Source organism: Catonella massiliensis (assembly GCF_016651435.1).
Lineage (GTDB): Bacteria > Bacillota > Clostridia > Lachnospirales > Lachnospiraceae > Catonella > Catonella massiliensis.
This window is the reverse complement of record NZ_JAEPRJ010000001.1, coordinates 1,658,620-1,683,081: the sequence shown is the minus strand read 5'-3', so window position 1 is coordinate 1,683,081 and position 24,462 is coordinate 1,658,620. Positions and strand designations below refer to the sequence as shown.

At 37.9% G+C, this 24,462-nt stretch carries 19 protein-coding genes and 1 other annotated feature; of the genes, 18 read left to right on the top strand and 1 reads right to left on the bottom strand.

Features of this window, described 5'->3' with window-relative positions; genetic code table 11:
* Nucleotides 1-139: a sequence feature (ribosomal protein L10 leader region), on the top strand.
* 98 nt (nt 140-237) lie between these two features.
* From rplJ to JJN12_RS07575, 11 genes are all read left to right on the top strand, one after another.
* The gene (rplJ, locus tag JJN12_RS07625; RefSeq protein ID WP_208429115.1) at nt 238-738 is read left to right on the top strand and encodes a 50S ribosomal protein L10; all 501 of its coding nucleotides are present in this window, start codon (nt 238-240) and stop codon (nt 736-738) included.
* 65 nt (nt 739-803) lie between these two features.
* Nucleotides 804-1,169 carry a 50S ribosomal protein L7/L12 gene (gene rplL / locus JJN12_RS07620; RefSeq protein ID WP_208429114.1) on the top strand — a complete coding sequence of 122 codons (366 nt, stop codon included), beginning with the start codon at nt 804-806 and terminating at the stop codon, nt 1,167-1,169.
* Nucleotides 1,170-1,293: 124 nt separating this feature from the next.
* Entirely contained in the window at nt 1,294-2,385 is a 1,092-nt protein-coding gene (locus JJN12_RS07615) for an HD-GYP domain-containing protein (RefSeq protein ID WP_208429113.1), read from the top strand.
* Between the two features lie 188 nt (nt 2,386-2,573).
* Complete coding sequence (gene rpsB, locus JJN12_RS07610) at nt 2,574-3,299, top strand: 30S ribosomal protein S2 (RefSeq protein ID WP_208429112.1); 726 nt, start codon at nt 2,574-2,576, stop codon at nt 3,297-3,299.
* A gap of 42 nt (nt 3,300-3,341) precedes the next feature.
* Nucleotides 3,342-4,268, top strand: coding sequence for a translation elongation factor Ts (gene tsf, locus JJN12_RS07605; protein WP_208429111.1), 927 nt, complete (start codon nt 3,342-3,344; stop codon nt 4,266-4,268).
* 259 nt (nt 4,269-4,527) lie between these two features.
* Nucleotides 4,528-5,211, top strand: a complete 684-nt coding sequence (locus tag JJN12_RS07600) for an MgtC/SapB family protein (RefSeq protein WP_328706796.1) — start codon at nt 4,528-4,530, stop codon at nt 5,209-5,211.
* Between the two features lie 285 nt (nt 5,212-5,496).
* Entirely contained in the window at nt 5,497-7,395 is a 1,899-nt protein-coding gene (locus tag JJN12_RS07595; RefSeq protein WP_208429110.1) for an ABC transporter substrate-binding protein, read from the top strand.
* Between the two features lie 71 nt (nt 7,396-7,466).
* Nucleotides 7,467-8,471 carry an ABC transporter permease gene (locus JJN12_RS07590; protein ID WP_236013732.1) on the top strand — a complete coding sequence of 335 codons (1,005 nt, stop codon included), beginning with the start codon at nt 7,467-7,469 and terminating at the stop codon, nt 8,469-8,471.
* Nucleotides 8,472-8,482: 11 nt separating this feature from the next.
* Nucleotides 8,483-9,751, top strand: coding sequence for an ABC transporter permease (locus JJN12_RS07585; RefSeq protein ID WP_208429109.1), 1,269 nt, complete (start codon nt 8,483-8,485; stop codon nt 9,749-9,751).
* A 14-nt stretch (nt 9,752-9,765) separates the two neighbouring features.
* On the top strand, nt 9,766-10,776 hold the full coding sequence (locus tag JJN12_RS07580) for an ABC transporter ATP-binding protein (RefSeq protein ID WP_208429108.1): 1,011 nt from the start codon (nt 9,766-9,768) through the stop codon (nt 10,774-10,776).
* Entirely contained in the window at nt 10,766-11,578 is an 813-nt protein-coding gene (locus tag JJN12_RS07575; RefSeq protein WP_208429107.1) for an ABC transporter ATP-binding protein, read from the top strand. The genes JJN12_RS07580 and JJN12_RS07575 overlap by 11 nt, the downstream gene beginning before the upstream one ends.
* On the opposite strand, the gene JJN12_RS07570 is transcribed toward JJN12_RS07575, so the two are convergent.
* Nucleotides 11,568-12,467, bottom strand: coding sequence for an AraC family transcriptional regulator (locus JJN12_RS07570; RefSeq protein ID WP_208429106.1), 900 nt, complete (start codon nt 12,465-12,467; stop codon nt 11,568-11,570). The two genes, JJN12_RS07575 and JJN12_RS07570, sit on opposite strands and share 11 nt — an antisense overlap.
* 108 nt (nt 12,468-12,575) lie before the next feature.
* On the opposite strand from JJN12_RS07570, the gene JJN12_RS07565 reads away from it, so the two are divergent.
* From JJN12_RS07565 to JJN12_RS07535, 7 genes are all read left to right on the top strand, one after another.
* Nucleotides 12,576-15,077 carry a beta-mannosidase gene (locus JJN12_RS07565; protein WP_208429105.1) on the top strand — a complete coding sequence of 834 codons (2,502 nt, stop codon included), beginning with the start codon at nt 12,576-12,578 and terminating at the stop codon, nt 15,075-15,077.
* Nucleotides 15,078-15,344: 267 nt separating this feature from the next.
* Nucleotides 15,345-17,078, top strand: a complete 1,734-nt coding sequence (locus JJN12_RS07560) for an ABC transporter ATP-binding protein (RefSeq protein WP_208429104.1) — start codon at nt 15,345-15,347, stop codon at nt 17,076-17,078.
* Between the two features lie 8 nt (nt 17,079-17,086).
* Complete coding sequence (locus JJN12_RS07555; protein WP_208429103.1) at nt 17,087-18,865, top strand: ABC transporter ATP-binding protein; 1,779 nt, start codon at nt 17,087-17,089, stop codon at nt 18,863-18,865.
* A gap of 155 nt (nt 18,866-19,020) precedes the next feature.
* A complete protein-coding gene (gene alr, locus JJN12_RS07550; RefSeq protein ID WP_208429102.1) occupies nt 19,021-20,190 on the top strand; it encodes an alanine racemase in 1,170 nt (389 codons plus the stop codon).
* A gap of 205 nt (nt 20,191-20,395) precedes the next feature.
* On the top strand, nt 20,396-21,904 hold the full coding sequence (locus JJN12_RS07545; protein ID WP_208429101.1) for a sulfatase-like hydrolase/transferase: 1,509 nt from the start codon (nt 20,396-20,398) through the stop codon (nt 21,902-21,904).
* 14 nt (nt 21,905-21,918) lie between these two features.
* Nucleotides 21,919-23,007, top strand: coding sequence for a LacI family DNA-binding transcriptional regulator (locus JJN12_RS07540; RefSeq protein WP_208429100.1), 1,089 nt, complete (start codon nt 21,919-21,921; stop codon nt 23,005-23,007).
* Between the two features lie 38 nt (nt 23,008-23,045).
* Complete coding sequence (locus JJN12_RS07535; RefSeq protein WP_208429099.1) at nt 23,046-24,380, top strand: ABC transporter substrate-binding protein; 1,335 nt, start codon at nt 23,046-23,048, stop codon at nt 24,378-24,380.
* Nucleotides 24,381-24,462: the final 82 nt, after the last annotated feature.

Here is a 24,462-nt window from a genome sequence, read left to right as displayed (position 1 = left end):
GTTCGTTAAGAACAACTGCCGAAGACAGCAGGTACATCAGTTAAGATGTGTAAGTGGAAACGCCTGCCGAGGGATGTAATTATTTTTAGGAATATTACGGTCTGAACTCTCGCAGTTTCAGGCTTTTTTATTTGTGTATATTCAATAATTCATCTGACTTCAAGCAGTAAGGGGATATTACTAGAAACGCTCTATCCCAGCCTTTAGGCTACAGGCGTTTCGGAATGGAGGAAGATTATGCCTAAAGTTGAAATCAAACAGCCAATAGTTGACGAGATTAAGGGACATGTTGAAAAAGCAAGCTCTATAGTATTAGTTGACTATCGTGGACTCACTGTTGAGCAGGACACAAAGCTCCGTAAGGAGTTAAGGGAGGCAGGAGTTGTATACAAGGTATACAAGAACACTCTCTTAAAGCGTGCCTTTGAAGGAACTGATTTTTCACAGTTAGATGTGGATTTGGAAGGACCTTCAGCTGTTGCATTTTCTTATGAGGATGCTACTGCCGCTGCAAGAATTATGTCTAATTTTGCAAAGCAGGCAAAAGAGCTTGAGATTAAGTCCGGCGTTGTAGAGGGAACTTACTATGACGCAAAGGGAATGAATGTTATTGCTACCATTCCTTCAAGAGAGGAGCTTATTTCCAAACTCCTTGGCAGCTTACAGTCATCTATTACCAACTTTGCTCGTGTTCTTAACCAGATTGCAGAGAAGCAGGGTAACGGAGCTGAAGCTTAATTTTGTTATCAGATGGTCAAAAAATATGACCGAAAAATCATTTAATTTTAATGGAGGTAATTAATATGACAACTCAGGAATTTATCGATGCCATTAAGGGCATGAGCGTACTTGAATTAAACGATCTCGTAAAGGCTTGCGAGGAAGAATTTGGTGTATCTGCAGCAGCAGGTGTTGTAGTTGCAGCAGCAGGCGCTGGCGCAGCAGCAGCTGAAGAGAAGACTGAATTTGATGTAGAGCTTACAGAGGTAGGCGCAGAGAAGATTAAGGTTATCAAGGTTGTTCGTGAGCTTACAGGCCTTGGTCTTAAGGAAGCTAAGGAAGCAGTTGAGGCTGCTCCAAAGGTAATCAAGGAAGCTACTTCTAAGGAAGATGCTGAGTCTATCAAGGCTAAGCTTGAAGAGGCAGGAGCTAAGGTTACACTTAAGTAATCATGTATTAAGATTATTAAGGCAGGTATTGCGTTATTGCAATATCTGTCTTTTTTTGGTTGATAATCATTATAAAAATAGGTATAATAGAAGTATAACTAATAACTTTTGATGAGGGACAATTATGGTATTAAAAAGATGTGGAGAATTACAGCCCGGGATGGTTATAGCCAAGGATGTGCATACAAGAGCAGGTTTGCTTCTTATCACTTCAGGAGAAGAGATAGATAATGAAAGTATAGAAAAGCTCAAAAATAATGAAGTTTCTTTTGTATTTGTTAAGGAAAAGAAGGACTTAGAAAAGGCTTCTGCAAAACCGGTGTCATATTCAGATGAAAGATACTCATACTATGAAAAGGTTCTGCAAAGTCCTGACTATAAGCTCTTTAGAGGTAAGTTCTCCTCTGGAGTTGTCAAGTTAAGAGGTACATTGAACCGTATAGTTGACGGCAATCCGGATGCAGACTTAGAGACAACGGCAAAGAAGATAATGGGAGATTTGATTATGCCGGAAGGGAGCCTTCCGATCTTTGACTTACTTTCAAACTTACGCCGTTTTGACGATGTATGCTATGTGCACAGCCTCAATGTTGCTCTGCTTGCAGGGCTTCTTGCTGAATGGCTCGGATGTTCTCCAAAGGAAATAGCTCTTGCACAGCAGTGTGGCCTCTACCATGACATTGGAAAGCTAACTATTCCATCTGAGATTATTACCAAGCCTGGTAAGCTCACAGACGAAGAGTACGAAATTGTATGTAATCATCCGGTAGCCGGATATGAGATTCTTAAGGAGATGAATGCCAACCCTCATGTACTAAATGCTGCACTGCAGCATCACCAGAAGGTAGACGGAACAGGGTATCCAACCCCATTTAATCCTAAAAAAATCGATCCTTATGCCAGGTTGATTGCACTTGTTGATATTTACGATGCCATCACTTCTGAGAGACCTTACAGAGGTATGATTTGTCCGTTTAAGGTTATCAGGATGTTTGAAGATGAAGGTATACAGAAGTACGATGCAGGCATGTATACAGTATTCTTAAAGCATATTGCTGATAATTTTATTGGAACCAGAGTTGTCTTAAATGACGGACGCGAGGCAAAGGTGCTAATGACCAATAAAGTATATTTGTCTAAGCCTATGATTGTAGCAGGCAGCGATTTTATAGATCTGTCAAGGAGAAAAGATTTATATATTGATGAAGTCATCTAAACTAATGCAAACGGGTGCTTGCAATATACAGTATTTTATGCTAAAATATACCTTGCGCTAAAAATGTGCAGGGTATTTTTATGAATACCTAAACTATTAAATCATGTCTGTTTTATACTGATGGTGCCCTAAGGGGTATGGCAGTTAGACGCTGAAACAGGCAGAAGAAAAACCATGGAGGTAGAAAAATGAGCGTTATTTCAATGAAACAGTTACTTGAAGCAGGTGTACATTTTGGACACCAGACCAGAAGATGGAACCCTAAGATGGCTCCATACATCTATACCGAGAGAAACGGTATCCACATCATTGACTTACAGAAGTCAGTAGGAATGGTTGATACAGCTTATGAGGCTATTAAGAACATTGTAGCTAATGGAGGAACCATCCTCTTTGTTGGTACAAAGAAGCAGGCTCAGGAAGCAGTTAAGGATGAGGCTATTCGTTCAGGTATGTACTATGTAAATGAGAGATGGCTTGGTGGTATGCTTACTAACTTTAAGACAATCAAGAGCCGTATCGCAAAGCTCAAAGAATATGAGAAGATGAGCGAAGACGGTACATTTGATGTCCTTCCTAAGAAGGAAGTTATCCAGATAAAGAAGGCTTGGGAGAAGCTTGAGAAGAACCTTGGCGGTATTAAGGAAATGAAGAAGCTTCCTGACGCTATCTTCGTAGTAGATCCTAAGAAGGAAAGAATCTGTATTCAGGAAGCACATACACTTGATATTCCTGTTATCGGTATCGCTGATACTAACTGCGATCCTGATGAACTTACCTACGTAATTCCTGGTAATGATGATGCTATCAGAGCTGTAAAGCTCATCGTTGCTAAGATGGCTGATGCTGTTATCGAGGCTAATCAGGGTGAGCAGGTTGGTGATGCAGCTGAAGAAGTTGCAACAGAAGAATAATATGATAGTTATTTAGATAAAGAATAATAGGAGGAAGAGAAAATGGCAGCAATTACAGCAGCTATGGTTAAAGAGCTTCGTGAAATAACAGGCTCAGGTATGATGGATTGCAAGAAGGCACTTGGTGCAACTGACGGAGATATGGATAAGGCAGTTGAATGGCTTAGAGAAAACGGCTTTATGAAGGCTGCTAAGAAGGCTGAGAGAATCGCAGCTGAGGGCGTTTGTGCAGCAGCAGTTGCAGAAGACGGAAAGAGTGCAGCGATTGTTGAAGTTAACTCTGAGACTGATTTCGTTGCTAAGAATGAGAAGTTCACTACATTTGCTAATCAGGTAGCAGCTAAGGCTCTTAAGACAGCTGCAGCTGATATAGAGGCTTTCCTTGAGGAAGAGTTTGAGACAGGAAAGTCTATAAAGACAGCTCTTACAGAGCAGATTGCAGTTATCGGTGAGAACATGAACATCAGAAGATTTGCAGTGCTTGTAGAGAATGATGGCTTAGTTGAGTCATACATCCACGGCAGCAGAATTGGTGTACTTGTAGCTCTTAAGACTAACGTAGTTAATGAGGCTATTAAAGAAGCTGCAAGAAACGTAGCTATGCAGATAGCAGCTATGCGCCCTACATACCTTAATAGAGATGCCGTTTCTAAAGAATATCTTGACCATGAGTTAGAGATTCTTAAGGCTCAGGCAGCAAATGATCCTAAGTTATCAGGTAAGCCTGCTAACGTTCTTGAGAACATTCTTAAGGGACAGCTTAACAAGGAACTTAAGGAAATCTGCCTTGTTGACCAGGTATATGTTAAGGATAGCAGCATGACAGTTCAGAGCTACATCGATAGCGTAGCTAAGGCTGAGGGAGCAGACATGGCTCTTACAGGTTTTGTTCGTTTTGAGACTGGTGAAGGTCTTGAGAAGAAGAGCGAGAACTTTGCTGCTGAAGTTGCAGCTCAGATGGGCAACTAATTCTATAATTTAATTAAGTAATACATAGGTCTCTCTGCAAATGTTGTGGAGAGACTTTTAATTATACTGCTATTGTCAAATAACACTAATTTATACTAATTATACTTGAAAGATAGTATCATCTTTTGTTACACTGATATGGATAATAGGCTGGTTGTGGAAAAGTTTGGCTTGGATTTATTTAAAAGATTTTGGTGATTTTGTTGATAATATATGGATATTTGCCGATATTATTAGTTGGTGATATTATTTTTAGGAGGTGGACGCTATACTTGACTTGTTGAGGGATCAGATTATCTTTCAGGGAGAATTTGCTTTAAGAATACTTCTAGCAGGACTCTTGGGAGCCGCAATCGGCTTTGAGAGAAAGAACCGTAATAAGCTGGCGGGAGTGCGTACACACGCAATAGTGGCACTTGGAGCAGCTCTAATTATGGTAGTATCCAAATATGGTTTTTATGATATGGATAAGTTTGATGCATCTAGAGTTGCTGCTCAGATAGTTAGTGGAGTAGGTTTCCTTGGTGCGGGAATTATATTTGTAAGAAATAATAATTCGGTAAGCGGTCTTACAACTGCTGCAGGCATCTGGGCTACAGCCGGCATGGGAATGAGTATGGGGGCAGGACAGTATTTTATTGCCACCATAAGTACAGTGATGATTCTTGTAATGCAGGTAGTATTCCATAGAGTGAGATTCCTGTCCAATGAGGCCTTTCAGGATAATCTGAGAGTTGTATTACAAAAATCAGATGGAGCAGTAAAAGAGCTTGAAGAGTATATGACAAGAGAGAAAATAGAAATCAAAGCGATTAAGATAACCAAGGGAGATGGCAACAATCTCAAGATTGATTTTGAGCTGTTGTTCCCAGCTGGTTACGACAGAACCAGCTTTATAAACAGGCTGGTAGAAAAAGAGAATATTGTGTCGGTTAGAGGATGAGAATAATACCCCTATAAAAGGCTTTAATAGGCTAATTATAGGGGTATTTATATTGTACTCTTTGAATTTGATGATATATGTTTGTTTCAATCATTTTAGCTTTCTACATTATAGCAGATTTAGTTAAATGGTATAATTAATAGTAGAATGTATACTAAAATATGACTAATTTATACATAAAATTGATTAAAAAATTATATTATAAAGTTATAATATACAATATAATTAAGTAATCATATAAGTTTTAAGAAAAGTGATTAATATTTATGGGTGAGGAGGAGTACAATGAAAACAAAACGTTTATTAGCTTTATTTCTGTCAATTGCAGTAACTTGTACATTTGGGGCTTGTGGTAACTCTAATAAGGATTCTGCTCAGAAGAATTCGCCTCAAAAGAGTGTAGGAAGCGTATCTGACACCAAAGATGAAAACAATAGTGCGTCTGTAAGTAAGTCAGAAAGCTCCGCCGAAAAAGATACGAATACAACACCTCGTAAGGAAACACTATATTTTGCTGGACAGCAATGGGGGACAATTGGTGACTGGAATCCTATGTCTTCAAATTCTAATAACGGAATGGCATTAGCACAAGCAGGAAGTGCCAGGGAAATAGTGTGGGAAACACTTTTTATGTATAATATGCTTGATGGCAAACTATATGGACTCCTTGGTACGGACTATTCTTGGAATGCCGATAATACTGAGTTAACTGTTAATTTAAATAAAGATGCAAAATGGAGTGATGGAAGCAGTTTTAAAGCATCTGATGTAGTGGCAACGTTTGACGCACATATAAAGTACGAAACGCCTGCAGGTGCAGACTATAAGCCGTATATTGAAAAGGTAAAAGCTGTAAATGATAATACTGTAGTATTTGTTGCAGTTAAAGATAAAAAGGGGAAAGCGGTCAACCCTTTGAAAGTTCTTGACTTTATACCTAAAATCTATATTATGCAGGAGAAGTACCTTAAGACTGTTGCAGACCGTAACGCAGGTAAGGCAAATGCAATAAAACAGGATAAAATGGAAGACCTTGTTAACACTGGTGCATATAAACCTTATTATTCTGATGACCAGAAGGTAGTACTAATTAGAAGGGATGATTATTGGGGCCAGGCTAAATCTATGTGGGGGAAGCTACCTGCTCCAAAATATCTAGCACACACAATATTTAGTGGAAATGATACAGGACTGGTTGCTCTTAAGGTTGGTGAAGTTGATGTTGCTCAAATGTTTGTCCCTGATGTACAGAATTTATGGTTAAAGGATAAACTACCTATATCTACTTATATTGAAGAAGCACCTTATGGTATTTGTGCAGCAATGCCAACAATATGGTTTAATACAAAGAAAGAAGGGTTGAATAAAAAAGAAATACGTAAGGCAATAGCTATGGCTGTGGATTTTGATCAAATTAATAAAGCAGCTATGACTGGTCAATCGCCTACTTTTGAAGAAGTTCCTAGAAGTGTAATGAATGCGACAGATGCGGAACAAGAGATGATAAATAAAGATAAGCTTAAATCATATCAGTTCGGTAGTGATATTGAAGGCGCTAAAAAATTATTGGATAAAGCAGGCGTAATAGATAGTGATGGTGATGGAATTAGAGAGTATCCTAAAGGAAAAAATCTTAGCTACAAGGCAGAATGCCCTGAGGGATGGTCGGATTGGAATGCAACTCTTGAGATTATTGCGGCAGCAGGTAAAGAAATTGGAATAAATATTGAGACATATTTTCCAGATGCCCCTACTTATACAGAGGATTATACAACAGGAAACTTTGATATCGTAATGATGACACCTAATGGAACCGCAGCAATATCCTGTCCTTGGCAAAGATGTTTGGAACTGATGAGTTCAGAATTGAATAATCTTGATATTGTAACTAGAGGCAACTATGGAAAATGGGAAAACAAACGCGCAGATGAGTTGATAGCATTAATCCCAAATGAGAATGATAAAGCAAAACTAAAAGAATATTACACAGAACTATCGCAGATTTACTTGGATGAAGTGCCTTCTTTTACCGCGATGTATAGACCTGCAGCGTTTCATATTGTTAATGAATCAGTGTGGACGAACTTCCCGCAAAAAGATGATGGAAAAAATATTCCTCCATACGATTGTACAGATGGATATGGTGTGGCAGCACTTTACGATTTGACTTTGGTTGAGGAATAAATATCTTGGAAGCCGGTAGTGGGAACTACCGGTTTCTGCTTTTATAAAAGTATAAGGAAGGTGATCATAATTTGAAAGGATATAAAAAATATTACTTAAATAAAGTAATCTGGTATCTTCTTACTTTTTTTGTGGCAATAATACTTAACTTTACATTACCTCGGTTAATGCCGGGTAATCCTGTTTCAGCTATAGCTACGCAGACAGCACAAGGATTAACAGATGCAACAGCTATACAAAAGGTTTATGCAGAATATGCAGAATCATTTGGAGTTAATAAACCTATATATCAGCAATTTTTTATTTGGATAGTAAATATGTTTAAAGGGGATCTTGGTGTATCATTTAGTCAATATCCCAGAAAAGTAGGAGATATTATTAATAGTAGTATATGGTGGACAATAGCTTTACAATTACCGGCTATAATTGTTGGTTGGATTTTAGGAAATGTGCTGGGAGCAATTGCCGCATATATTAGAAAAGGCTTTGATAAAATGATATTACCGCTTTTTTTGTTCCTTAGCAATATACCGGCATTTGGAATGGCAGTTATCTTACTTACGCTATTTGCAGTAAAACTACATTTGGCACCTACAAGTGGAGGATATGGATTTGATTTAATACCTAGTTTTAGTCCTACTTTCATATTATCGGTATTAGACCACTATAAATTACCATTCTTTTCTATAGTGCTTGTGACTATTGGGGGACAAGCTATTGGAATGCGGTCAATGTCAATATATGAGTTAAATGCAGATTATGTGAAATACAGCCGTTTCTTAGGCATCAAGGACAGTAAGATAGTATGGTATGTTTTTAGAAATGCCATGCTTCCACAGATAACAGGATTAGCTATGAGCTTAGGTACTATAGTGGGTGGGGCTTTAGTTGCGGAGATAATTTTTTCTTATCCGGGAATTGGAACAACACTGCTATCTGCTATAACAGGAAGGGACTATCCGCTTATATCCGCTTGCACTTTGATTATAACAATAATGGTGTTGGTTGCGAACCTATTAGTGGAATTGCTATACGGTTTAATAGATCCAAGAATTAAGGCAACACAATCTGATTAAGGATGGTGAAAATGAAAAATATATTAAAACAGCTGACGAAATCATCTCAATTTAAAATAGGTTTTATAATACTCTTCTTCACATTATTAATTGTAATACTATATCCTTTAATAGTTTCAACCAATCAACTTGAGATGATAGGAAAAGGAATATTCTACAAGCCTGGAACTTATATTTGCGCTGTAGATACAGTAAAGCAAAGTATATCAAAAGACAAAAGCTATGTACTTAATATTGATGGGTCAATTAACAGACTTAGTACTATAATAAATAAAGAGACTAGAATTGATATGATTGCCTGGCTTGAGAAATATGGTGGTGTTGAAAAAGGTGTTATAACTGATTCAGATGCAGATATTAGTAAGCTTATAAATGCTTGGCATGAACGGTATGACGTAAAAAATACACAAAAAGGCTTAATTGCAGCTAAAAAAAAGTATTATGCACGATTAGATAAATCGCTTAAAGAACTTCTAAATAAGCAAAATGTTATAATTGCAGAAAAGGATGAAGAAGGTAAATTAAGCGAACAGGCAGAAATTAGTGATGACATCTATGTAAATGTCACTGATGTACCGAATCGTAGGACTTTTTGGTTAGGCACAGATAATTTTGGAAGAGATGTACTAACTGAACTTATATATGCTATTGGTACTTCATTAAAGATTGGTTTGATAGCAGGAATAGTAGCAACCGGTATAGGACTAATTTTTGGGCTTTTTGCAGGGTTTGTAGGAGGAATCGTTGATGATTTAATTATGTTTATTACAAATCTTTTTACTGTTATCCCTTCATTTATTATACTCATACTGATTTCTTACAGTGTTGGGCAGCAAGTAAGAGGTGTAGGTATAGTAGCTGTTATTATTGGGTTAACATCTTGGCCTTGGACAACAAGAAGTGTTCGCTCACAGGTAATATCGTTACGTAATCGTGATCATGTAAATATGTCAAAGTTGTCTGGGCATGGTCTGATTAGAATTATTTTTGTGGATATTTTGCCTTATATGGCATCATATGTTGTCATGGCATTTATATTGCAGATTTCATCGGGAATTTTGGCTGAAGCTCAGCTTTCTATGTTGGGATTAGGACCTGCAACGACTACAACCGCAACACTTGGTCTGATGATGAATTGGGCTATGACATATACAGCGCATTTAAACGGATCTTGGTGGGCATATTTTCCTGTTATTTTTGCAATTGCTATAATATCATTTTCTCTTAATCTTATGAATACAGGCATGGATCAGGTATTCAATCCGACATTGAGAGAATAAGGAAGGAGAAAATAATGGGTAAAACTATTTTAGAAGTTATAGGATTGAGAACAAAGTATGTAACTCGCTCTCAAGAAGATGTTTATGCTGTCGATGAAGTATCATTTAAAATTGAGGAAGGCAAAACTCTTGGAATAGCAGGGGAGTCCGGATGTGGTAAGTCGACATTAGCACTTAGTTTAATGGGTTATTATTTCTCTCCATTACATTATATTAGTGGGAAAATAATAGTTGATGGTAAAGATTTAACAGGTATGAAACCAGATGAAGTTAGAAGACTAATGCTTGGAACAGAAATTGCATATATTCCTCAGGCAGCCATGAATGCTCTAAATCCTACTCAAAAAATAATTAAATTGATATGGGATGTAGTTCATACACATGACAAAACTAAGACTAAAACTGAAGTAAGAAAAATGGCTGTAGAGAGATTTGAATCGTTAGGACTACCGGAAGAAGTTTTAGATAAATATTCAGTTGAATTGTCTGGTGGTATGAAACAGAGAACTGTCATTGCAGTATCAACAATATTGAATCCTAAGGTTTTAATTGCAGATGAGCCTTCATCAGCCTTAGATGTATCAAGTCAGAAGTTAGTTATCAAAATGTTACATGAGCTGATGTCAAAGGGTTATATCAAAACGATGATATTTATTACTCATGAATTACCTTTATTATACAATGTCACAGATGATATTTTGGTTATGTATGCTGGACAAATTGTTGAAAAAGCAAAGGCAAAAGACATGGTTTTTAATCCTATACATCCTTATGCAAAAGGCTTAATGGATTCTATTCTTGTACCGGAATCAGGTACGAGAGAGAAGAAACTAAGGGCTATTCCGGGAACACCTCCCAATCTGAAAAATCCACCAAAAGGCTGTGCATTTGCTGAAAGGTGTCGTTATGTACTTCCACAGTGTCATATTGTTAGACCCAATATGGTAGAAACCGGCAATGGGCGTTGTTATCGCTGCCTGTTAAATGAAAATGAATTAAAGGAGGTGTATGAAAATGACAAATGATATTAAACCCTGTATCAGCGGTAAGGGAGTTACCAAGATATTTGGGATAGGGAATAAATGCAATATGGCTGTAGACCATGTTGACTTTGAATTTAGACAAGGAGAAGTAGTTTCTATAGTTGGAGAATCAGGAAGTGGTAAGACAACTCTTTTTAAAATGATATTAGGAATACTAGGTTCAAGTGAAGGTGAATTTTTATTTGATGGAAAACCTAGGGATCTTACTACAGGAAAGAAGAGGAGAGAATATTGGAAAAATATACAAGCTGTATTTCAGGATCCATTTGCATCATTTAATATGTTTATTAAGGTAGATTCAGTGTTGAGAGATTGTATTAATCTAAAAGGAAATAAACACATTACAAATGATGAAAAAAGAAAGCTTATGGAAGATGCTTGTAGCTTTGTGAATTTAAAATATGAAGAACTATATAACAAGTATCCTTTTGAATTATCAGGTGGTCAGATGCAAAGATTAATGATTGCGCGTATATTTTTATTAAAACCAAGAATTCTGATGGCTGATGAGCCTACATCAATGGTTGACGCCTGCTCACGAGCAACCATATTGGATATGCTATTGAAACTTAGAGATGAAACCAAGATGACCATCGTATTTATTACCCACGATATAGGTTTAGCATATTATATTTCTGATACAATTTATATCATGGAGCATGGCAAATTTGTTGAAAAAGGTTTAGCAAATAATGTAATACTAAACCCTCAGGAATCATATACAAAACGTCTAATAAGTGATGTGCCTAAGCTCCATGAAGAATGGGATATTTCTATGTCTTGATATCTGCTGAAGACATGATATCTGAAGGGAGGGATTTGCGTTGCTGATTTGGAGTTATACCAAATAATTTTTTATAAGTTTTAATAAAGTGACTACAGTCCGAAAAACCTGTTTCACATGCAATACAGTTTAATGATTTACTTGTAAACAGAACTAGGTCCTGAGCTTTGCTTATACGCATATATTCAATATACTCTTTGCAACTACGTCCTGTCTGTTGTTTAAAGAGGCGGGAAAATGTTGAATAACTCATATTACATTGCTTAGCAAGACTTGGGATAGCAATGGATTCGCACGAATGATTTGATATATATTCAAGCACCTTAAATATTTCAGAGCAGTTATTGCTTTGTTTAATGATGGTATTAAGGTTTATGTCCTTTTCCTCCCAAAACCGCAGTATTGTAACCAACAATGTAGCTATTTGGGAATTGATAAAGTCAAAATAAAATATATTTTTCTTCTTTGCTTCAGAAATAATATTATCAATTGTATTCTTCATAAAGAGTTGATTAATATCTGAAGCAGAAAGATATATCGGTAAAGAATCCATAGGGATAGCTCTACTAAATAAAGCATGTATCAATGTAGCAGCTTTGGTAGAAAATTTAACTTTAGTATGATTAAATTTGATAACACCATAGCGGATATGACCTGTAAATTTGGAATAGAAACTATGTATAACTCTTGGCATAATTACCAAAGAATCACCAGGGTTAAGTGAATAGGGAACGTTATCACATTCAACAGTTATGTGTCCTTCATAAATATACAAGAATTCCACATAATTGTGCCAATGTGCTCTGTAAGTGACGCTATCAATATTACTATCAAACATAAATATATCAAACGGTGTTTCAAGTATATCGGTATCTTCAAAAAATGCCAAATTTAAGACCTCCTTAACTAATGAATGCACATATTATATCATAAAAGGAGTTATTAGAAAAGAATATACAAATGACAATATATATGAAGAATACTTCAGGAGGAAAAAATGAACATACAATATTTGAATGAAAATTGGAAATTAAGAGAAAGAAACTCTGAAGATTACTTAGAAACGAAAGTTCCTGGTTCAGTGTATCAGACGTATTTGGAGCATGGATTGATGAAAGACCCTTACTATAGGGCACAGGAAAACGATGCTCTAAAAATGATGGAACAAGACTATGAGTTTAGTACTGTATTTTCGCCTGAAGAAGAACTGTTTAGATATCCTTACATATCGATTGTTTTTGAAGGGCTTGATACTTTGGCAGATATTTGGCTAAATGGCAAACATTTGGGATATGCGAATAATATGCACAGAAGCTGGGAATATGAGGTGAAGTCTGTATTAAAAAAAGAAAACAATGAGCTTAAAATACTATTTTATTCTCCCACAAAATACATAAAAGAAATGGATAGTAGAGATGGATTTTGGCCTATACCTACAGAGGCAATGAGGGGTACACCGCATATTCGCAAATCACAGTGTATGTTTGGCTGGGACTGGGGTCCAAGGTTACCTGATATAGGAATTTTTAGGGAAATTAAGCTTATTGGATGTGATACAGAGCGATTAGACAGTGTATATATAAGACAGAAACACCAACAAGGGGAGGTTAAACTTAGTATAGATATTCAAGTAAAATGTATGGATAGCAGATTTCCTTTATATTTTGGTAAAGACGAAGAGCAAATATGTACTAGACAAATAGTCGCTAAAATTAAGATAGTGGATCCTAGCGGTGCACTTATTAATGTCATAGAGGTTAAAGATGGTAATAAAGTACCTGAAATAGATATTAACCACCCAGAACTATGGTGGCCAAATGGATTAGGGGAGCAACTATTATATACTGTGATAGTCGAACTCTTAAAGAATGGAGTAGTAGTAGATACATTTAAGAAGAGGATTGGACTTCGTACGCTTACTGTACGTAGAGAGAAAGATAAGTATGGAGAAAGTTTTGCACAAGAGGTTAATGGAGTAAGATATTTTGCGATGGGAGCTGACTATATACCTGAAGATTGTATATTGAGCAGGATTAATAGAGAGCGAACTAGAGAACTGCTACAACACGCAGTAAGCGCTAATCATAATAGTATAAGAGTATGGGGTGGAGGATATTATCCTAATGATTTTTTCTGGGATATTTGCGATGAACTTGGGCTTGTAGTATGGATAGATTTTATGTTTGCCTGTGGAGTTTATAGATTATGTGATGATGAATTTGAGCAAAACCTGATAGAGGAATTTATTCAAAATATAAAAAGAATTCGCAATCACCCTTGTTTAGGACTTTGGTGCGGAAATAATGAAATGGAGAGTTTTTATTGTGCGAATATCTTGGGGTTTGATGAAGATAAGGAATTTGCAGCTGATTATATAAAGCTTCATGAATATATTATACCAAAGCTAGTAAAACAATATGATCCGGAAACTTTTTACTGGCCTTCAAGTCCTTCCTCGGGAGGAGGATTTAAGGATACTAATAGTCCGGATAGAGGAGATGTACATTACTGGGATGTATGGCACGGAAATAAGCCATTTACTGAATATAGAAAGTTTAAATTTCGTTACCTTTCGGAGTTTGGATTCCAGTCATTTCCGAGTTTTCGAACTATTGAGTCTTTTACAGAACCTGAGGATAGGAATGTATTCTCATTGGTTATGGAAAAACACCAGAGAAATGCAGCTGCAAATGGTAAGATAATGAACTATATGGAACAAACATACCTATATCCAACAAATTTTGAAATTCTTCTTTATGCCTCTCAACTTTTGCAGGCTGAAGCAATTAAATATGGAGTTGAACATTTTAGAAGAAACCGTGGTATATGTATGGGTACTATAATCTGGCAGCTGAATGACTGCTGGCCTGTTGCGTCATGGTCTTCTATTGATTATTATGGCAGATGGAAAGCACTTCACTATTATGAAAAGCGGTTTTTTGCCCCATTATTACTATCTTGTGAGGAAGAAGGTGCACTTTCTCAAGATCCGAATCCTAATGCAGAACCATATGCACTTAAGAAATCAATTAAACTATGCGTTACTAATGATACAATAAATAAAGAAAAAGTAACTGTGAAATGGGAATTAAGAGATAATACCTCTGGAATATTAAGGGAGGGTGAGAAAGAAGTTATAGTTGATGCAATGAGTTGTACATGGTTAGAACAGGAGAATTTTGATGATGTGGATGAGTATAATAGCTATATAAGCTATAGGCTTGTCAAAAATGGTGAGGAAGTAAGCGGTGGAAGTGTGATATTTACAGTACCGAAGTTCTTTAAGTTTTTAGATCCAAACCTACAAGTATTTGTTGAACAAGATGAAATAGTTGTTGTTGCAGAAAACTATGCAAAGTCTGTTGAAATACGTAATGAAGATGACAACCTAATTTTATCTGATAATTTCTTTGACATGAATGCAGGAGAAAAGCGTGTAAAAATACTAAGGGGCAAGCCGGATAAACTAAAGGTAAGAAGTGTTTTTGATATACGTTAGTCTAAAGACTTATATGAAGTCGTGGGGGAAGCCTCACGGCTTTGACGAGAACTGGAACACATAGTGATCTTTTTGGATAAGGGCACATATTTCCCATTGCAATTTCAATTAAGAAGTTGCAATGGGATTTTTTTATATTTATACTTGTGCTATACTATCTGAGGAGAATGATGCTATCGTATAAATTAAAGTAGCTTATCTTTATTTATGCATGAGAAATAGTGATTAAATTGATATTATAAAATCTGCAAAATTGGGAGAAAACCATTGAGAAAACTACTAATATACATCCGTGATTATAAACTCGAAAGCATACTAGGCCCTCTTTTTAAGCTCTTAGAGGCCTGCATGGATCTTATAGTGCCACTTGTAATGGCATATATCATAGATAAGGGAATAGGCGGAAATGATAAGGGGCTTATAGTGAGGCTCTGCCTTTTGCTTGTAGGTCTCGGCTTTGTGGGGCTTACCTTTTCAATAACTGCCCAGTTTTTTGCGGCAAAAGCAAGCGTGGGCTTTATCAAACAGGTAAAACACGCAGTATTTGCGCATATTCAAAGGCTTTCATTCTTAGACATAGATAGGGTTGGTTCCAATACACTTATAACAAGGCTTACAAGTGATATGAACCAGATTCAAACAGGTGTTAACCTTACACTGAGACTCTTTCTTCGCTCACCCTTTATCGTAGCCGGTGCAGTGGTTATGGCATTTACCATAGATGTAGAAATTGGTATTCTATTTGTAATCACCATAATTATACTGTCAGCTGTGATTTTTGGTGTAATGTACTGGTGTATTCCTAAGTACAGAGATGTGCAGAGTGCGCTTGACAAGGTGCTTGGCAAGACTAGAGAGAACCTTACCGGAGTGAGAGTTATAAGAGCATTTTGTAAGGAAGACGAGGAAATAAGAGATTTTGAGAAGTCAAATAAATTTTTGACTGATTTAAGTAAAAGGGTTGGAACAGTATCTTCTCTCATGAATCCTCTGACATATGTAATTGTCAATATAGGTATTGCAACTCTTATTTATAAGGGGGCTATAAGAGTCGAAGCAGGTGCTCTCACTCAGGGGCAGATTGTGGCTTTATATAACTATATGTCACAGATTCTTGTGGAGCTTGTAAAGTTTGCAACTATGTTCCTCAATATTACACGCTCAGTAGCCTGTGGCAATAGAGTTCAGAGCATACTAGACATAGAGCCTGGTATGAAAGAGGGAGATATAACTACCACAGACTCAGATAAAATGGACGGAAACATCGTCGAGTTTAGCAATGTAAGTCTTAATTACAATGGAAAGTTATCACCAGATAGTGAGGAAAATGCCTTAAATAATATCAATTTTACAGTTAAAAAAGGAGAAACCGTTGGTATAATCGGAGGTACCGGCTCTGGTAAGACTTCCCTCATCAGCCTTATACCAAGGTTCTATGATGTAAGCGAGGGTGAAGTAAGGGTAAAAGGAAGAAATGTAACAGCCTATAGTTTTAAGGAGCTAAGAAAAACCGTAGCTGTCGTCTTGCAGAAGGCGTCACTTTTTAAGGGCAGTATAAGAGACAATATCAAATGGGGCAATGAAAATGCTACAGATGAAGAGATTATGGAGGCTGTGCGCTTAGCTTGTGCTGAAGATGTGGTCAATTCTAAAGAAGGCAAGCTTGATTTTGTCATAGAACAGGAGGGCAGGAATCTCTCAGGAGGACAGAAACAGAGGCTCTCTATAGCAAGAGCCCTTGTAGGCAAGCCTGAAATCCTTATACTTGATGATAGCTCATCTGCTCTTGACTATGCCACAGACCTTGCGCTTAGGAAGGGTATAAATGCTCTGGAGTACAAGCCTACGGTATTTATTGTATCTCAGAGGACTTCTTCTATTATGCAGGCTGACAAGATTGTAGTCTTAGATGATGGAGTGCTTGTAGGGCTTGGAAAACACGAAAATCTGCTTAAATCTTGTGAGGTATACATAGAAATTTACAATTCACAGTACAAATAGGAGTGAATATGAAGAATAATAAAAAGATAATTGGGGCAGTTTTAGCCTACATAGGCAATTATAAGATATTGCTGTTTGCTTCTCTTGTAATGGCAATGGCTACAGTGGTTTTGACCCTTTATCTCCCTATATTATTTGGGGATGCTATCGACCTCATTGTGGGAGGTGGACTTACAAAGGTTGATAGGATATTTAGCATTATTGTAGAGGCAGGGATAGTAGCGGGCATAACCGCCTTACTTCAGTGGGTTATGACGACCATCAACTACAGAATAGCCTACAATGTAGTTAGGGATATCAGAAATGATGCTCTTAGGAGGATTGAGAGGCTTCCTCTAAGCTTTTTAGATGCACATCCTACAGGTGATATAGTAAGCAGAGTAATAGCAGATGCAGACCAGTTTTCTGACGGGCTTTTACTTGGATTTACACAGATTTTTACAGGGATTGCAACTATACTTGGTACTCTGGTATTTATGCTTAGGATAAATGTGTTTACAGCACTTATAGTTGTGGTGCTTACCCCTCTCTCATTACTTGTGGCGAGATTCATTTCAAAACATACTTACAATATGTTCAAGCTTCAGTCTGAAACCAGAGCGGAGCAAACCTCTCTAATCAATGAAATGATAGGTGGAATGGAAGTGGTAAAGGCCTACGGAAGAGAGGAAAAGGTGGTTGATGATTTTGATGAAATTAATGAAAGGATAGAAAAAGCATCACTAAAAGCCATATTTTTCTCGTCTATTACCAACCCTGCAACAAGATTTGTCAACAATATAGTCTATGCATTAGTTGGGCTTGTAGGAGCTTTTCAGGTAATAAATGCAGGCATAAGCGTAGGTGGCCTTACAGCATTTTTAGCTTATGCCAATCAGTATACCAAGCCTTTTAACGACATTTCAGGAATCATTACCGAGCTTCAAAATGCCATAGCCTGTGCAGGCAGGCTTCTTGAACTTATAAATGAGGAGGTTGAGGTAAAGGATGGTGAGATTGAACTAGGCGAATCAAAGCACATTGGGCAAAATAGCGCAGTAAAGGGCGAAATTGGTGATATAGAACTGGATAATGTTTCATTTTCTTATGTAAAGGATAGAAAACTCGTTGAGGGGCTTAACCTTAGTGTGAAAAAAGGCCAGAGAATAGCTATAGTGGGGCCTACGGGCTGTGGCAAGACAACTATTATCAACCTTCTTATGAGGTTCTATGATGTGGACAGTGGAAGCATCAGGGTAGAAAATGCTGATATAAGGGATATAAAAAGACATAGCTTAAGAAAATCATACGGAATGGTGCTTCAGGAGACTTGGCTTAGACAGGGCACTATAAGGGACAATATAGTGATGGGTAAGCCCGATGCAACTGATGAGGAAGTAATTGCTGCTGCAAAGGCTGCGCACTCACATAGCTTTATAAGCAAGCTAAAGGACGGCTACAATACTGTGATAGATGAAGAGGGAAGTGGTCTCTCAAAGGGACAGATGCAGCTTTTATGCATCACCAGGGTAATGCTCTTACTTCCTCCTATGCTGATTCTTGATGAGGCGACCTCCTCGATTGATACAAGAACCGAAATCAAGATTCAGAAGGCATTTAACCGCCTGATGGAGGGGAGAACCAGCTTCATAGTTGCTCACAGGCTATCAACCATTAAGGAGGCGGACATTATACTTGTAATGAAGGCAGGAACCATTATAGAGCAGGGTAATCACGAGGAACTTCTTGAAAAGAAGGGCTTTTACGCAGAGCTTTATAATAGCCAGTTTGTCGGAGTGGGAAGCTGATGTGATATACAGGATATCTGAAAATATAGCAATTGTGGCTTTGCTTTGATAATAGGATGTTTTCCAATAATTGTGATACATACTTGTATTTTTAGAGCTTTGGACTATAATTGTTGACGAACAGTTGGAAACAAGCTTTATGAAAAGAGGACTAAATGAAATCAACACTTAAAAGAACCTGGGCAGAAATAAACTTAGATGCCATAGAGTATAATTATAAGAAAATCAAAGAGCATATCGGAGAAAATGTCAAGTTTGCAGGTATTGTAAAGGCAGATGCCTACGGCCATGGCTCTGTAAAGGTGGGAGAAAAGTTACAGGAACTGGGTGCAGATTATCTTGCAGTCAGTAGCATTGATGAGGCTATGGAGCTTAGATTTAATGGAATTACCATGCCCATCCTAATCCTCGGACATACTCCCAGAGAACAGGTAGATAGGCTCATCTGTTTTAATATAACTCAGGCAGTAACCTGTGAAGCCAAGGCTCTGGAATACAGTGCAGAGGCAGTAAAATGCAAGGGAATTCTTAAGATTCATATAAAAGTGGATACAGGTATGTCAAGGCTGGGCTACCTCTGTGAGGGCGAACATTTTGAAACGGGAGTCCAGGGAATTGTCAATGTATGCAATCTTCCAAACCTCGATGCAGAGGGTATATTTACCCATTTTGCTGTATCTGATGAAGAGGGAGAAGAGTGCAGGGAGTATACAGAACACCAGTTAAAGCTTTTTAAGGATGTAATTGCAGAGGTGGAGAAAATCTCCGGGAAGAAGTTCCTGCTTCACCACTGTGCCAATACCGGTGCTACAGTAAATTACCCTGAAAGCTATATGGATATGGTGCGTCCGGGACTTTTGCTCTATGGATACGGCGAATATGCTAAAAAGCTTGGGCTAAAGCCTGTAATGTCAATGAAAACCGCTGTAAGTACAATCAAGGTATATCCAAAGGGTACCAAGATTAGCTATGGAGGAATATATACTACTACAGAGAAAACCCGCATGGGGGTTGTGCCTTATGGATATGCAGATGGATTTATGCGCTGCCTCTCTAACAAATATTCATTTATGACGGAAGCAGGACCTGTTAAGCAAAGAGGTAGAATCTGTATGGATATGTGTATGATTGACATAACAGACAAGTACAGCATAGATGTGGGCAGTGAGATAGAGATATTCGGGGAGAACAATCCAATAGAAACCATGGCGGAAATGGCAGGAACAATTCCTTACGAACTTGTATGTGCCGTAAGCAAGAGGGTACACAGGATATATATTGAACATGGTGAAGTAGTGGACAGGGAGCTTATGCTTAGGATGTAAAAATGATGAAATAAAAGAAGAGCACCTGTTAGATTGATATCAAAATATCAAATTTTATCATATATTTTAATTAAATATTGTATTATTTGACGAAACATGATAAACTGTTCTCATCAGCTGGGAGCAGTTTTTATTTTATAAAAAATATACACTCGTGTGTATATAGTGATTTTATGAATCAGAAATATGATATAAGGAGATAAAAATGGCTAAAAAACAATTCATTTTAATTATGACAGACAGCCAAAGACGTGATATGATAAGCCGCTGCAATGAAAGAGGCGAAAATATGCATACACCTTGCCTTGACCGCCTTTGTGACGAGGGACTTGCATTCAATTCTGCCTACACTACACAGCCCGTTTGCGGTCCTGCGAGGGCCGGGTTGTTTACAGGAACCTATCCTCATACCAATGGAATGTTGGGTAACTGTATGGCATTGTCACAGCAGAGTTTAACTATAGGACAGAGACTAAGCCGCGAAGGAATACATGCTGCCTATATAGGGAAATGGCATCTGGATGGTGGTGACTACTTTGGAGACGGCATCTGCCCGGACGGATGGGATGAAGAGTACTGGTATGACATGAGAAACTATCTGGATGAGCTTGAAAGTGATAAGGACCGGGAACGCTCCCGCAAGCTTGAAACTGCTCTAGAGGGAGATGGTATAGGGGAGGAGTTTACCTATGGATACCTCTGTACCAAGAGAGCGTTAGACTTTATGGAAAAGCACAAGGATGAGGACTATTTTTTAGTTGTATCCTATGATGAACCTCACCATCCTTTCTTAGCGCCAAAGTCATATTATGAGCCTTTTTATAAACCATATTTACAGAAGGCTAACCAGCATATGGATTTTTCAAAGCTGCCTGACCACATCAAGGTATGGCACGAAAAATATATGGAGATTCAAGGCGGTAACGGAGATGGATGTGCGGTAGGTCTGCTTGGTTCTAATTCATTCATTGATTCTCAGATTGGCCGTGTGCTTGAGGGAGCTGAGAAAAATGCTGAAGAAGCACTCGTACTTTACACCTCCGACCATGGAGATGCACAGGGTTCACACGGAATTCACGCTAAGGGACCTGCTATGTATGAGGAAATAACCAATATTCCATTTATTGTGCGCTGGAAAGATAAGATTGATAGGGGTATTTCCAGTGAAATGCCTGTTTCCCACATAGATGTTGTTCCAACTATACTCGACTTTTACGGACTTCCACAGCCTGAGAGCTTAGAAGGAGAGAGCCTGCTTGCGGACTTAACAGATAGAGATATCACGAAGAAGAAGGAAGGAAGACCTGTCTTTGTAGAATTTAACAGATATGAGGTAGACCACGATGGCTGGGGTGGCTTCCAGCCGGTACGCTGTATAGTAAAGGGAAAGTGGAAGCTTACCATTAACCTAATGACTCAGGATGAGCTATACAATCTTGAGGAAGATGCTGATGAGATGCACAACTTGATTGATGATCCGTCTTGCGAGGCAATTAGAAATGAAATGCATGATTTGCTCCTTAACTGGCAAAATGATACCAGAGATCCGCTAAGAGGCTATTATTGGGAGAAGCGTCCTTGGAGAAAGGATAGGCAGAAGGTATCCTGGGATTGTGGCGGATACTCCAGAAGCCGTCACAGAGAAGAAGGAGAAGTTATGGAATACGGCTATGGAACAGGACTTCCAATAAAGGAGTATAACCGTAAATATTAAGTGGAAGGTATGAAATGGAGCGTAAGTCTAAGATAGAAGATGCAAGGCCCGAAGAAGTAAAGCCTGATGAGACTAGAGAAAGTCATAGGGCGACACGAGCTGATGTTGCAAAACGCGCAGGTGTGAGTGAAACAATAGTTTCTTATGTGGTAAATGACAATAGGTACGTGGCAAAGGACAAGAGGGAAAGAGTTAAAAAGGCCATAGAAGAGCTAAATTATCATCCTAACGTGATTGCAAGGGCTTTGAAAAAGAAGACCAGTAAGCAGATTCTCTTGATTACTGATATAGTACTTGATGAATATTTTGGAGAAATCCTATATCAGTTAGATAAATATGCTTACGATAAAGGCTACCTGGTTTCGCTTTGTAAGTACCACAACGTGGATTCCTATATTGGAAGGGTTATGAATAGCCAATTCGATGGAATAATAATCAATTCTGCGGGATTTAAGACAGAATACATAAGGCAGATTGCGGGCGGCGGAATCCCTGTGGTGTTATTTCTAAGCAAAAAATATGGTGAAATACCTAAGGGAGTAGCTACTATTGACTCAGGACTATATGATGGAGTATTAAAGGGTCTTGACTTGCTTTGGGAAAAGGGAGCAAGGAATATAGTTTATCTGGCTCAAACATTAAAAAAGAGCGAACTAAATAAGGATATAAGGTATTTAGCCTTTGAAGAGGCTGGGAAGCGTCATGGTCTTAGCAGTAAGGAAACCCTCGAGCGGACTTTTGTAGGCTTTGATGAAGACCTATGGCAGGAGAGTTTTGCTAAGTTTTTATTAGATAATCCCGAAACAGATGCAATTTTTGCAAGAAATGACAGGCTGGCTGCAACAGCCTCTAAGATTGTCACGAATATTGGCAGGAGGATTCCTGAAGATATTATGATACTAGGAGTGGATAACTCGAGTATTTCACGCCTTATGACCCCAAGCATAACTACAATTGAACAGCAAAAGGAGGAGATGAGCAAAACTGCTATTGAACTAATCGAAAACATGAACCAAGGCACAAAAAATCTTGTACCGGAAGAGCTAAGTAAAGTATTTGAAACTAGAATGATTGAAAGAGAGAGTACGAAGCACAAGGGATAGAAGGCTTGTATAATCTCACACTTAAAAGGAGGAATGGGATGAAAAAAATACTTAGTATGTTGTTGGTGGCGGTATTATTGTTTGGTATGGTGGGATGTGGCGGTCAGACTTCTAAAGATGATACAAAACAGACGTCAGAAAAAAAGACTGAAAGTCAGTCTACATCAGCCAAGAGCACAACTGGCTCTACAGGAAAAATTACACTTAAAATAGCGAACTATGCAATTTTGGAAAAAGGTTACACAGAATTTTGGGAAAATGCTAAAACAAAGTTTGAAGAAAAGTATCCAAATGTCACAATTGAGTGGGTAACTGCTCCTTACGCTGAAATATTAAATACAGTCATTAACATGGCTGGTGGCGGAGATAAGGTTGACCTTATGTTTGGTGAAATGATATGGATGCCTGCTCTTATAGATGCAGGACTTGCAGCCCCCCTTGAAGAAGTAATAGATAAGGACTTTTTGGATGATTACTATCCTGAGATATTAGAGGCGTTTACTGTTGACGGACATTTGTATGGACTGCCTCTTTACTCTTCTCCATCAGTTTTATTCTATAACAAGAATATATTTGAAAAAGCCGGACTTGATTCTTCTAAGGCACCAACAACTTATCAGGAAATGCTTGAAATGGCAGAGAAGATTAGTAAGTTAAAAACTGATGATGGAAACAAGATTTATGCATTTGGACAGACAACTGCATCGGTACCGGTTTCAGGCATAAGTTTATTAGCTTATACCGCTAATTTTGGAGGAGAATATCTCGATAAGGATGGCAAGTTAAGCCTTGAAAATGCAGGGTTAAAAGAATCTTTAGCTATGTTAAAAGACTTAAATGACAAGGGATATAACCCGCAGAATGCAAAGGCTAAGGATTTAAGAAACCTCTTTGCATTAGGTCAGTTAGCGATGTATTATGACAATTCTTGGGGATTTAACGGTATCAAATCCATCAATCCGGATGCGGTTAATTTTACTGCTGTAGCTGTTCCTCTTAAAGGTGGAAACGGAAGTGGACAGTCTATCTTACAGGCACACACATTTTTTGCCTTTGACAATGGAACAGAGCGCTTAGAAGCTGCCAAGAATTTCATGCAGTTTATAATTTCACCTGAAATACTGAGTGACTATTTAAAAAATGTAACTCCTGCATTTGCAGTACGTAAGTCAATGGAAGCAGAGATTAATCCTTTGCTTGAGCAGGCTAAATCAGCTAATACAAATTTAGCTCCTTTACCAATGATAACAAACTTAAATGACTTTGCACTTGAAGTTAGTGGACTTGCACAGGCAATTACTGTTGGTGGGGAAGAAGTTGAAGCAGCACTAGAGAATTTTAAGAAATCTGCGGAGACAATATTAAATCAGTAGTATTGTTATATTATAGACGTTACAGATTTAAGACAGGCAATAATTGATTAGGACTAGTATAGCATAAGTGACATCATTTTGG